The sequence below is a fragment of the Micropruina sp. genome (assembly GCF_047606365.1).
GTDB lineage: Bacteria > Actinomycetota > Actinomycetes > Propionibacteriales > Propionibacteriaceae > Micropruina.
Genome location: NZ_JASGEN010000091.1, coordinates 15,500 through 28,126 on the forward strand (window position 1 = coordinate 15,500; position 12,627 = coordinate 28,126).

Sequence of the window (12,627 nt, forward strand, 5' to 3'; positions counted from 1 at the left end):
TGCCTCATTGACGGCCTTCATCGGCCTCTCAGCATCCGTCATCGGCCTCTCAGGATCGAGTAGGGAACTCGAGCGCGATGTCGCGGGATCACGAACGCCACCATCTCACCGATCGTGGCCCTGCTGACCTGGCCCCGGCTCGACGCCTGCGGCGTCCAGCCGCTCGACCCGGTCGTCCAGGGCGGCCCGATCAGGGACGGCGAAGCTCAGGTGGTCGAGGCGGCAGCGACGGTCGCTGAATGCTCCCGGCTCGGCCAACCGCGATGGTTGACGAAGGTGACCAGCAGTCCGTCGCGGGTCAGCGTGGCCTTCCGCGGGCCGCGATGACGATATGGAGAGGCTTTGATCAGCGGCACCCATAGCGGGCGATGCTCTGAAATCGACCCCAGAGTGGGCTGGTGAACGCCCGGACCGGAGCGGCTTCCCGCCGTATGTCGTGACGTGTGGTGCCCACTCTGGGGTCGATATCAGACTCAGTTCCGCTGGCCGGCGGGTTCTGCCTCGACCGGATGGCCCCCCGGGGTGAGGTCGAGGCGACGCAGCAGTTGCGCGTTGGCCGCCACCACCAGGGTGGACGCCGACATCAGCAGTGCGCCGATCGCCATCGGCATGCTGATACCGATCGGTGCGAGCACGCCGGCCGCCAGCGGCACGGTGACCAGGTTGTAGCCGGCCGCCCACCACAGGTTCTGCCGCATCTTCCGGTAGCTGGCCCGGGACAGGTCGATCACCGAGATCACCGAACGCGGGTCGTCGCCGGCCAGCACGACGCCGGCCGACCCGATCGCGACGTCCGTACCGGCACCGATCGCCAGCCCGACATCGGCCTGGGCCAGCGCGGGGGCGTCATTCACCCCGTCGCCGACCATCGCCACCTTGTTACCGGCACGCTGCAACCGGACGATCTCGGACGCCTTGTCCTCGGGCCGCACCTGCGCGATGACGGTGTCGATGCCCAGCTCGCGACCCACCTGATCGGCGACGGCACGGGCATCGCCGGTGAGCAGCACCACCGAGACGCCACGGTCATGCAACTGCCGGACCGCTTCGGCAGACTCCGGGCGGATCTCGTCGGCGAGGCGGAGCCGTCCGATCACCCGGCTGTCGCGCAGGACGTGCAGCACGATCGCGCCGGCGTCCGACTCTGGGGTGGTCAGCGCAGAGGTGCCGGTTTCCTCCAGGAGCCTCGGCCCGCCGACCTGGACGGTGCGTCCGTCGATCGTCGCCGACACGCCCAGCGCGGGCGCGGAGCGGAAGCCGGAACTCGCCGGGAGATGGAGGCCACGCTCGTCGGCGGCGCGGACGATCGCCCGGGCCAACGGGTGCTCGCTGTCGGACTCCGCGGACGCCGCCAGCGCCAGCACACCGTCTTCGTCCAGGTCGGCATCGGCTGCGACCGTGACGTCGATCAGGCCGGGCTGACCCTTGGTCAGGGTGCCGGTCTTGTCGAACACGACGGCGTCGACCTCGCGCATCGACTCCAACGCCAACCGATCGGTGATCAGCACGCCCGCACGGGCCGCCCGCTCGGTGGCGATCGCCACCACCAGGGGAATCGCCAGGCCCAGGGCGTGCGGGCAGGCGATCACCAGCACCGTGATGGCACGCAGCACCGCGTCGTCCGGGTAGCCGAGAGCGGCCCACACGATGGCGGTCAACGCCGCCGTGCCGAGCGCGAACCAGAACAGCCACCCGGCCGCGCGGTCCGCCAGTCGCTGGGCCCGTGAACTCGACGCCTGTGCCTGTGCGACCAGGCGCTGGATGCCGGCCAGGGTGGTGTCGTCGCCGGTCGCGGTCACCTCGACCCGGATGGCCGAGTCGGTCGAGATGGTGCCGGCGGCGACCCGGTCGCCGATGGTGCGGCGTACCGTCCGGGATTCGCCGGTCACCATCGACTCGTCCAGCTCAGCCTCGCCGTCGACGATCCGTCCGTCGGCCGGCACGCTGGCGCCCGGCCGGACCAGCACCACGTCGCCCACACCGAGTTCGGACGGCGCGACGGTGGCGATGTCATCGCCACGAACCACCTCGGCCTGATCGGGCAGCAGTGCTGCCAGCGAATCCAGCGCGCTGGTGGTCTGGGCGAGCGATCGCATCTCCACCCAATGGCCGAGCAGCATGATCACGATCAGCAGCGCCAGCTCCCACCAGAACTCCAGCGAGTGGTCGAGGATGCCGAGCGTGGCGCCCCAGCTGGCCGCGAACGCGACGGTGATCGCCAACCCGACCAGCAGCATCATCCCGGGCTGCCGAGACCGGATCTCGTCCACCGCACCGGTCAGGAACGGACGTCCGCCCCAGACGTACATCACCGTGCCGAGGACCGGCGCCACCCAGGCCAGGACGCCGCTGGGCGCCGGGTAGCCGACCAGCATCGCGAACATGGGGGAGAGCGCCACCACCGGCAGCGAGAGGACGAGCATCATCCAGAACAGCCGCCGGAAATGGTCGGCGTGGCCCGCATGGCCGCCGTGGCCGGTATGGCTGCCGTGTCCCGGATGAGCTGCGTGTGCCTCGTGACCGGTGTGGGCTGCGTGTGCCTCGTGACTGGTGTGGGCTCCGTGTGCCTCGTGACCGGTGTGGGCTGCGTGTCCGTCGTGACCCGTGTGATCGTGTGCCGAGTGGTTTGTCATGATGCCTCCTGTATACCCCCTAGGGGTATCAGATACAACAGCTCGGTCCCGCCGATATTCCGCACGGTGACGTCACTCCTCATCTCGGCGTAGGGCGGCAAAGGCGCATCGACCGGAAAGACGGCTGCGAAATGTTCTTCCTGGGAATGGGTGATTCGGTCGACATCGCCTATATGCGGCACTACTTTGTGCGACAGGTCGGTGAACGCACGGCGAACTGATCGTGAACGAAGGGTGTCGGGCGAATGACGGTCACCGGAATGATGTCGGGCCAGCGACGAGAGACGCTGAGTGGATCGCTGTGGTTCGTCCCGCTGCTGATGACTCTGGTCGCCCTGCTGCTCGGAGGGGTCCTCGCCGAAGTCAAACTGCCGGAGAACGGTCCGCTGAGCCCGGTCTTGTACCACGGCGGCGCTGAGGATGCCCGGCGGCTCCTGTTGAGTGTCGCGACCGCCACGGTCGGCGTGTTCGCCCTTGTCGTCGGGCTCACGCTGGTGGCGCTGCAGGTCGCCGGCAACCGGTACTCGCCGCGGCTGGTCCGCTCGTTCCTGCGCGATCGGCCCACCCAGATCGTGTTCGGCCTGTTCATCGCCACGTTCGCCTACAACGCGGCCGGCCTCTACACGGTCGGTGCGCAGGACGACTATCCGCGCCTCGCGGTCACGATGGGCATCGTGCTGCTGTTCGCCTGCATCGCTGCGCTGGTGTTCTACGTCGATCGGGTCGCGCACAGCCTGCAGACCCACAGCCTGCTGAACTCCGTCGGGGTGGCGGCCCGGCGCGCCATCGACGCGCAGCCGCCGGGCATCGGACGTTCGGCGGGCATGTCCGGCCTGGACGGTGTGCCGTGGGATGAGCCGCCGGTCGGAGCCATCCAGTTGCTGGCACCGCGGTCCGGTTATGTGCAGCGGCTGCAGATGGACGCCCTGATGCGGGCCGCGCTGGCCGAGGACGCGGTGATCCAGCTGGTGCCGGGCATCGGGGGACATGTGGTGCAGGGGACGCCGCTGGCATGGGCCTGCCCGGCTAATGGTGGTGTGGTTCAGCCCGAGTCGCTGGCCCGGGCGGTGAACCGGGCGATTACCATCGGCTCGGGGCGCAGCAGCTACAACGATGTCGCTCTGGGCGCCGTCCAGATGGTCGACATGGCGCTGCTGTCCATGCATGTCTTCGATTACCACACGGTCGAGCAGTCCTGCGCGGAGTTGGGGGTGCTGTTGGGCAGGATCGCGGGGGTGCCGCTTGGGCCCGAGGCGGTCATCGACTCGACGGGCACGATCAGGGTTCTGGTTCCTGGTCTCTACTTCCAGGACTATCTCGAACTCGCCTGTGGTGAGATCCGGCGCAAAGGCAGCTCGGAGCCGGTGGTGATGCTCGCCCTGGTGAAACAACTCCGTGCTGCCGGCGCGACCGCGACCCCGCAACGGCTGGGTCTGGTGCGCCGTGAACTCGAGCTTGTCCGGGCGTCCGCGAAGGGCGACATTCACGAGCCCCATGATCTGGAGCGGGTGCTGCGCGAGATCGACCGCACGCTGCTGCTGATCGGAGGCGGCCAGCCCGACCGGCCCGCGATTCAGCTGGCGGAGCAGTAACCGCCGCCGCTGATCGAAACGCGGTTAGCCTGGTGCCAGCAGGCTCGGCTTGAGACAACGGCAGGTGACCCATGACCGAGAAGGTCGACTTCAAGAAGTCTCTCGACAGCTACCAAGCCCCGCGCGGGGGGTTTCGCATCGTGACGGTTCCCGACATGCAGTACCTCATGGTCGACGGACATGGTGACCCCAACACCGCTCCGGCCTACACCGAGGCGCTATCGGCGCTGTATCCCGTCGCCTACAAGCTCAAGTTCATTAGCAAGCGAGAGTTCGACCGCGACTACGTCGTGCCACCGCTGGAGGGTTTGTGGTGGGCGCAGGACATGGACGCCTTTGCCGCTTCACGTGACAAATCCCGATGGGATTGGACGATGATGCTGATGGTTCCCGAGTGGATCGACCGTGCGCCGTTCCTGTCCGCGGTTGAACAAGCGGGAGCCAAGAACGCACCTGCACGCCTGGATGACGTTCACCTGGAAACCCTCTCAGAGGGGTGTTGCGTGCAAACGCTCCACCACGGCCCGTTCGATGACGAAGGTCCTGTGCTGGAACGAATGCACAACGAGTTCATCCCCTCGAACGGGCTGCGCCTGGACGGCAAACACCACGAGATCTATTTCAGCGACTTTCGCAAAGTCACCCCCGACAAGCTGCGCACCATTCTTCGCCAGCCAGCATCGTTGCCTCCGCCTGCCCAGTCGCTACTGCTGCGTTCAGCTTAGGTGCGACGTTAGGCTTTCTTCAGCGCGCGCTCCGTTTCTCAGGTGTTCAGCAGGCGTGACCAGAAGTCGTCACGTCACCGCCCCAGCCCTCGAGCAACCTTTCGCACGGGCACCAGAATCATCCGCGTATGGACTAGCAGTTTCGAAGGGATCAGGCACCAGTCGTGCGGCTAACCCGAACGCCATACAAAAATCCCGCTTCAGCGGCACACCTTAAATAGGTTGCCGCGGATCCGTTGCGTAGCCGCACATTACGCCAAAGACACCTGGGGGGCACTCGTTACGGCCGCTCCCATTGGTTGCCGGCGCGGCCTCCGCTTCGGGTAGTCCTGCCAGTAATCGGCGTACTCTGTTTCGAAGACCCTCGTGAACCGAAGCATTTCATTTGGGCGGGCAAATATTGCGGCTGGCACGACATACTGAAGGTGGCGTAGGCTTGGCATTTGATTCCAATCAAAGGCGCATGGACGAGCGAATGCAATCTGGCGGCCACGGGAGTTTTCGAGAGTGAATACGCGCCGGTCCCACGCGTCGCCCGACTGCCCTACTAACCCGTAGGCTAAACGACATAGACCGTCGGCCTCCAGTCGGGCCACAGATCTCTCAACAGCTTCTAGCGCCGTGTGAAGTTTCGATAGGTCAAGGATAGAGGCCCGGTAGTGCATATAGTCGTTGCGCACTGAGTGAACTTTCGCTGCTTCGAGCGTAGAGCGAACATATTTCAACGTATCAACGAGGCGCTCTTGTGCTTTAGGAAGGAGGTCAAGGAACGGCAGGTTATGCAGAAAGGGAAAGGACTTAAGGTTCGTGTACTTGCTGTAGCCGGGATAGTCAGCTCTCGAGCGCAAATGCTGGGCCTCATTGAGGCGAGAATCGGCCAAGAGGTCCGCGAGGGTCCCGAAGCCACGGATCAGCGGATAGAGAGTATTCGAATCAGTCAACTCGATACGCTCGTGTTCTGCCGCTCTCGGCGCCTCATAGCTATTCAAACGCGTGAGGCTGGCGCTCCGAGTTAGCTTGGGAGCATAAGCAAATGGATGCTCGGTGGAAACGTGATCGGTGGTTAGCGCCCACGTGGTAAAAACTAGACTGTCGTCGAGCACCCCTTCCAACTCAATGAAGTAATTTGCTGCAATCGCGCGCAGTTCGACGGCGTCAAGACGCGCCCCAATCCCTGCGACCTGTGCATATCGCTTGAGTCGATTGTGGTGTTCCCAAAACCCCTGATTTCGGTCTTCGAACGCGTCGCTGTAAAAGCCTAGCTTCCATAAGGTGGCGTTTACGAAGTCATCGTCAGATACGCCGTCAAAATCGATCCCCAAGCGCTCGGATGCAAGCACCTGATTGGTGCGTCTCGCGAGAACTAGGTGCCGGATCACCTCTTCGGGGGTAGCGGAACCGATGTATTCCTCAAGCTGCTCCTGCGGATCGTCGCCTTCCGTGTCCCGGAGTTGCCATTGCAGCTCGTCCACTTCGGCAGGGTCGTCGAGGCGGTAGAGCTCCTCGACAAGGCGCTTCAGGCGCAGGGGTCCGATAGAAAAGTCGGAGGACATGAACCGAATGCCGTGAGCAGATAGCTCGGGATAAAGCGCAAAGGTACCATAGGTCATGGCACGGTTGGTTTTCAGTCGTCGAATCTCCCCTCGGTGAACGTCCAGGTGTGGTGGTTTGTCCTTCACGGCGGACTGACCGGTGGCGATGAGGTGGTCAATTCTAGAGATGAGATCCTGATTCGAGGCGAGGAGAAGAATCTGTGTAAGTCGCGGCCTGTCGAGGTCGGTCACAATATCTTGAGCTTTTCCGACCAGCCCCAAAGTTTGCACAGCTGAGCGCATGCATCCAGATGTGTTGTCCAGCAAGTCGGCGAGGAGTGTGCGGAGTTCGCCGTCGCTTAGCAGGTCGCTCAATGCGAGTGCTATAGGCTCTTGGCTCTGATCGTCGAAGCGCAGGCGCTCGAGTTCATCGATGCTGTCGATGAATCCCTGCCAATCTGAATGATCAGCTCCAAACTGATCCAGCACGCGCTCCATCGTTGGAGCGTGTTCGACGATGCTTGCTGAGTGGTCAGTGCTGAGTAGTACTCGATGAACCGCGGGGCAGGTGATGTCACTGCAGTGGAACGCGCCAACCGACCTGCTGGGCACCAGCCATCGGGATTCACGGCTACGCAGGAGACCATATGGGCCGGAGATGAACACTCCTGATTGGAAGACTCCTATTGGCATTTCCTCGAGGAGGCGTAGCGTGTCGCGGTGGGTCAGCACCTCTTGGGCGTCTTCGAATAATGAAGCGTACCGGTCATACAGTTGACGGCCGAAGATCAGCGGGAGCAGAATACTGCGGGACCGGAGTTGGTCGTTGATGATCTCTCGGAGATCGTCTGGCCTGCTGCGCTTAACATCCACGAGTGGTTCAATATGGTGGAGCTTCAGGAGGCATAGGGTCCGTGCCTCTTTCGGCGGCACTTCGTTCTTGGTGATGAGCTTCTGCATGACCTTGTTCCCGAAGTCGGTTAGGTGGATCCTCGAAACGAGTTCATCAGGAAGCTTGAATTTTTCGTTCAGTATGCATCCAGAAAGGAAATCGGTGAGCCTCGAGAACTCGTAGAAGGACCGGCGCCATTCAGGGTCGGGGTGGGCGACCAGAAGATCTTCCTTTGTGAGTCTGATCGGATCCATCTCTTACCTCCAGTAGTCGTCATGGCTGGGCCAGCGTCGTGCTCAAGGCAGGCTATCGACCTTGCGAGAGCTTGGGGAAGCCTTTGGATGTTCGGTGCCAGCGGATTTCGACATGTCTTTGATAGGCGCTTGCGGGTCAACCGAACTCACGGCGTTCGCGGCCACCGAGGGCTTGGTCATTGCTGAGGGATGCGCCAGTCCTGGCAGATTTCAGAGTCCGTGGGAGCTGTTGTGATTGGTGCAGCAGCACTCCGACTCGCCCTGGTCTGCGACGACTGGGGGCGGACCTGTAGAGGTGCTGCCGCCCGGCGAACTGGCCGAACATGCAGCGCGGTGTGACGAGGAGGACCCGCACCGCCCACTTCAACGTGTGGCCCGGAGAGTGGAACCTGCCCTATCTCGACATGAGCCGTTGCTCCGGCGTGACCGGCGCTGGTGTTGGGCCCGAAGGATGCAGCCGGACTGCGCCGAATGCTCGTCTCGCTCGATGCCGCGCGTGCACGGCGGCGATTGCGAGACATGTCGCTGCCGTCCGTCGCAGGGTCCCCGTAGCAAGGGTGTCAGGAAACGGGCCCGAGAGGTGTCCGTCAGGGGCCGAATGTGTTGTCTGACCGCAAGGTGGGGCGGGCGGGGCTCGAACCCGCGACCCAGGGATTATGAGTCCCCTGCTCTAACCAGCTGAGCTACCGCCCCGACCGGCGGGTGATCGCCGCCGGCGGCCTCGGGCTTCACCCTGGGGCTTCACCTCGACCGGCCCAAAGTGTATCGGAGCGGCTGCTCCACTTCGGGCGAAGCCGATGCTGACGCCGACCCGAGCAGCACAACCCGGCCGCAGCGCAAGGGCAAACAGATCTCACATCGTCTTACAGCTCTGTTAACTATTTGGATAGTTGCCTCTCAAGCTGAGCGTTTCGGCAATAGGGTGAGCCCCAGTTGAGCGGCGAGAGCTCTACGACAAGGGAGAACAAGGGCATGACCCAACTGCAAGGCGCGGCCGACCTCACGGCGGTCAAGGAACAGACCACGCAAGAGATCGAGGGGTTGCGCGACCAACTGCTGAGCATCAGCCGCACGATCCACGCGAATCCGGAGCTGTCGTGGAAAGAGTACAAGGCAGCGGCACTCGTCGCCGACACGATGCGTGAGGCAGGGTTCGATGTCGAGCTCGGTGCCTACGGTGTCGAAACGGCCGTCGAGGCCGTCTACGGCGACGGCGATCTCACGGTGATCATCTGCGCCGAGTACGACGCCTTGCCGGGTGTCGGACACGCCTGCGGACACAACGTGATCTGTGCCTCCGGCGTGGGCGCCGCGCTGGGTCTGGCGAAGGTGGCGGACGAGGCGGGCCTGCGGGTCGTGCTGCTCGGCACCCCGGCCGAAGAGCATGGCGGCGGCAAGGTTTCGCTGCTGGAGGCCGGCGCTTTCGAGCAGGCCGACTTCTCGATGATGGTGCACGGCATGACCGCGACACCGGACATGACCGGCGACAGCCACAGTGCACGTGGCATGTCGTCCACCGCGGTGGATCGTTTCGAGGTGACCTACACCGGCCTGACGGCGCACGCCGCGGCGGTTCCCGAGTTGGGCATCAACGCGTCCAACGCGGCGGTGCTCGCGCTCAACGCGTTCGCGATGCTGCGCCAGCATCTGCCCAAGGAGACCAACCTGAACGCGTTCATCTCGCTCGGTGGTGAAGCGACCAACATCATTCCCGACCGGACCGTCGTCCAGGTCGAGTTGCGCGCCTACGACCTCGAGATCTGGCGCGAGATGAAGAAGAAGGTGCTGCGCTGCTTCGAAGCGGGTGCGGTTGCGACCGGCTGCACCTGGGAGTGGGCACCGACCGAGCACCCGTACGCGCCGGTGGTCAGCGACGAGGTTCTCGCCGGCCTGTGGGACGTCAACTTCGCCGCTCGCGGACGGACGATCGACACCGAGGTCCGGCTCGGCGGCGGGTCGACGGACATGGGCAACGTGTCCCAGGTGCTGCCGGCCATCCATCCGCTGGTCACCTTCCGCGGCGCGGGCGCACCGCCGCACAATCCGGCGTTCACCGCGATCGCGGCGAGCCCTGCAGCCGACGAGGCACTGATGGACGGCGCGGTGAGCATGGCCGCCACCATTCTCGATGTCGCCCTCACCCCGGAACTGCGCGCGGACTTCAAGGCGCGTAAGGCGGCCCGTCCCGCCGGCGCCACGCAGGCCAAATTCTCCTCCTGAGTACTGGTCGGGGTCGTCGACCCCCGAACCGAAAGGTCTCCATGTCCACCACACCAGAAGCCACGGACGTCCCGGCGCCGTCGCGCGTCTTCAACATTTCCTTCAAAGACAAAGGGCTCTGGCTGCTGTTCGCGCTCATTGTCCTGCTCTCGGCGATCGCACAGTTCATCGGGCCGTTGACGGTTCCGCTCGGCAGCGTCTCGATCATGTTGCTGCCGATGATCTGGGCGCTGTTGATGGGCGTCCTCATCTCGGGGCAGACCTGGCGGCCGCTGCCGATCGATCTGCAGCACACCGCGAACGCCATCATGAGCGTCGCCGTCCTGGTGCTCTGCGCCCGGCTGGGCCTGACCCTGGGCCAGCAGTTGCCGGCGTTGTTCGCGGCGGGACCGGCGCTGCTGCTGCAGGAACTGGGCAACGTGTTCGGCTCGCTGCTGCTCGCACTGCCGCTGGCGGTGCTGCTGCGGATGGGGCCGGCCACGGTCGGCGCCACCTTCTCGATCGACCGTGAGCCGTCCTTCGCCATGGTGACGTCACGGTTCGGGGCCGACTCCCCGCAGTACCGGGGCGTGCTGTCGATGTACGTGTTCGGCTCCATCTTCGGCGCGATCGTGGTCAGCCTGGTCGCCTCGATCATCTCCGCGCTCGGCATCTTCCGCTGGGAGGCGCTGGCGATGGGCTCCGGCGTCGGTTCGGGCTCGATGATGGCTGCCGGTATCGCTTCGGTGAGCGCGGCCCACCCCGAGTTCGCCGACACCATCGCGGCGCTCGCCACCACGGCCAACCTGATCGCCGCGGTCGTGGGCGTCCCGCTCACGCTGTGGATCTCGCTGCCGGTGGCGGACCGGTTCTACAAATTCCTGACCCGCAACCAGAAGGAGGTTGTCAAGAAGGAATCGACCGGCAAGCTCAGCGCGCTCGCCAGCGTGCTGGACGCGCCCAAGGTCAACCTGAACCCGGGGACCAGCCTGCTGATCCTGACGGTGGCCGGACTGGTCACGGCGAGCATCGTGAAGAAGGGGTTCTCCTTCGACATGGTGATCACCTACGCGCTGATCGCCGCGATGGTCGGTGTTGCCATCTGGCTCTCGAAGCTGACCAAGGGCAAGGTGCCGGGGCTGATCACGGTGATCCTGATCGGTACCTACATCACCTCGCCATGGTTCCCCTACGCGAGTTGGGTTCTGCACACCGCCGAATCGGTCGATTACCTGTCGGTGATCACCCTGATGCTCGCCGTCGCCGGTCTCAGCATCGGCAAGGATCTGCCGATGCTGCGGCAGATCGGCTGGAAGATTCTGCCGGTGGGCTTCGTGGTGATCGCTGCCACCTTCCTCGCCTCGACGGTGATCGCCCAGGTGGTGCTCGGCATCCTGCACCGGTAGGCGCAGTTCCGATGCAGATCGGAGATCCCGGGGCACGCCCGGGATGACGTGGGACGGCATCTCGCCCCGTCATCCCCGGCGGGCACCGGGATCTCCGCAATTCGGGGACGGCATCTCACCCGTCATCCCGGCGGACGGCGGGATCTCCGCCGAGGTTCAGTCGAACAGCGCTTTCCCGATGTAACTACCGGTTGCCGGACCGGGAGGAATGGCGAACACCGCTGAACCGATATGTCGGATGTACTCGTTCAGCAGATCGAAACGACCCAGCTTGTTCTGCAGATCGACGAAATGCTGCGGGTTGTTCTGAAAGCTGATGAACAGCAGACCGGCGTCCAGCAGGCCCTGATTGTTGAGGCCGTCGGTGTAGTTGTAGCCGCGGCGCAGGATCTTCACGCCGCTGTTGTTCTCGGGTGCCGCCAGGGCGATGTGTGAGGTCGGGTCGATCACATGGGCACCCTCGACCTGCTTCGCGAAATCGGGGGTGTCGAACTCCCGCTCGCCGGTGAGCGGGGCGCCCTCGTCCTTGGTGCGGCCGAAGATCTGCTGCTGGTCCGAGATCCGGTCGAAGTCCCAGGTTTCGATGGTCATCGCGATCTTACGGACCACCTGGTAGGTGCCGCCGGTCATCCAGTCGGCGTCCTTCAACCAGACGAACTGGTCGTAGTCGGCGTCGCTGACCACGTTGCGGGTGCCGTCCTTGAACCCCATCAGGTTCCGCGGGGTTTCCTGGCCGGGGCCGGCGCTGGCCCGTCCGAACCCCATCACCACCCAATGGGTGTGTGCTGTGGTGGTCACCATCCGCGCCAGGTTGCGGATGGCGTGATAGGCCACCTGCGGGTCATCGGCACAGGCCTGCAGGGACAGATCGCCGCCGGAAAGCTCCGGTTGCAGCACGTCACCGGGAATCCGGGGCAGATCCTTGAGCAGCGCGGGCCGCTTGTGCGCCAGGTCGAATCGCTGGTCGAAGACACCGGGGCCGAGCCCGACGGTGACCGTGAGGGACGCCGGCGCCAGCCCGTGCGCCTCACCGGTGTCGGTCGCGACGGCGTCCGGGCGTTCGGGTTCGATGGTGCCGATCGCCTTGCCCTGGGTGAGTTGTGCGATCGCCGCGCTCCACCGGGCCAGCAGCACCTGCAGGTCCTGCCGGGTCGCCCCCCGGTTCAGGTTGAAGGTCATGAACACCGCGTGCCGCTGCGGCGGCGTCCGGATGCCGGCCTGATTCGGCTGGTCGTAGAACGGCACACGGCGGGTCAGATCGACCGAATCGGTGACGTCGGGCGCCGACGCCGATGGCGTCGCACCGGCAGCACGCGCGTTGCCGCCCATGAACGCGGCGGTGGCACCCGCGCCGACGACGGCCCCACCGGCGGCGGCCGCGGCACCGCCGGCAA

Annotated in this window: 8 protein-coding genes and 1 tRNA gene; 5 read left to right on the plus strand and 4 right to left on the minus strand. The window is 64.8% G+C overall.

The window, feature by feature from the left end; translation table 11 throughout:
- The first annotated feature begins 114 nt into the window (after nt 1–114).
- Complete coding sequence (locus tag QM624_RS10370) at nt 115–327, plus strand: hypothetical protein (protein WP_415091477.1); 213 nt, start codon at nt 115–117, stop codon at nt 325–327.
- Nucleotides 328–473: 146 nt separating this feature from the next.
- Here the strand turns inward: QM624_RS10370 and QM624_RS10375 are convergent, their stop codons facing one another.
- The gene (locus tag QM624_RS10375) at nt 474–2,633 is read right to left on the minus strand and encodes a heavy metal translocating P-type ATPase (protein WP_415091479.1); all 2,160 of its coding nucleotides are present in this window, start codon (nt 2,631–2,633) and stop codon (nt 474–476) included.
- A gap of 245 nt (nt 2,634–2,878) precedes the next feature.
- Here QM624_RS10375 and QM624_RS10380 point away from each other — a divergent pair, with 245 nt between their 5' ends.
- Entirely contained in the window at nt 2,879–4,225 is a 1,347-nt protein-coding gene (locus QM624_RS10380; RefSeq protein ID WP_415091481.1) for a DUF2254 domain-containing protein, read from the plus strand.
- A 71-nt stretch (nt 4,226–4,296) separates the two neighbouring features.
- On the plus strand, nt 4,297–4,950 hold the full coding sequence (locus QM624_RS10385) for a GyrI-like domain-containing protein (protein WP_415091483.1): 654 nt from the start codon (nt 4,297–4,299) through the stop codon (nt 4,948–4,950).
- A 251-nt stretch (nt 4,951–5,201) separates the two neighbouring features.
- On the opposite strand, the gene QM624_RS10390 is transcribed toward QM624_RS10385, so the two are convergent.
- Both QM624_RS10390 and QM624_RS10395 read right to left on the minus strand, forming a co-directional pair.
- Nucleotides 5,202–7,628 (minus strand): hypothetical protein, encoded by a 2,427-nt coding sequence (locus QM624_RS10390; protein WP_415091485.1) that lies wholly within the window; start codon nt 7,626–7,628, stop codon nt 5,202–5,204.
- Between the two features lie 619 nt (nt 7,629–8,247).
- Nucleotides 8,248–8,321 (minus strand) — tRNA-Ile (locus tag QM624_RS10395).
- A gap of 279 nt (nt 8,322–8,600) precedes the next feature.
- On the opposite strand from QM624_RS10395, the gene QM624_RS10400 reads away from it, so the two are divergent.
- Nucleotides 8,601–9,848, plus strand: coding sequence for a M20 family metallopeptidase (locus QM624_RS10400; RefSeq protein ID WP_415091487.1), 1,248 nt, complete (start codon nt 8,601–8,603; stop codon nt 9,846–9,848).
- Between the two features lie 41 nt (nt 9,849–9,889).
- The gene (locus QM624_RS10405) at nt 9,890–11,233 is read left to right on the plus strand and encodes a DUF3100 domain-containing protein (RefSeq protein ID WP_415091489.1); all 1,344 of its coding nucleotides are present in this window, start codon (nt 9,890–9,892) and stop codon (nt 11,231–11,233) included.
- A 156-nt stretch (nt 11,234–11,389) separates the two neighbouring features.
- Here QM624_RS10405 and QM624_RS10410 read toward each other — a convergent pair.
- Nucleotides 11,390–12,627: Dyp-type peroxidase (locus QM624_RS10410; RefSeq protein WP_415091491.1), on the minus strand; the 1,238-nt coding region annotated here is incomplete at its 5' end.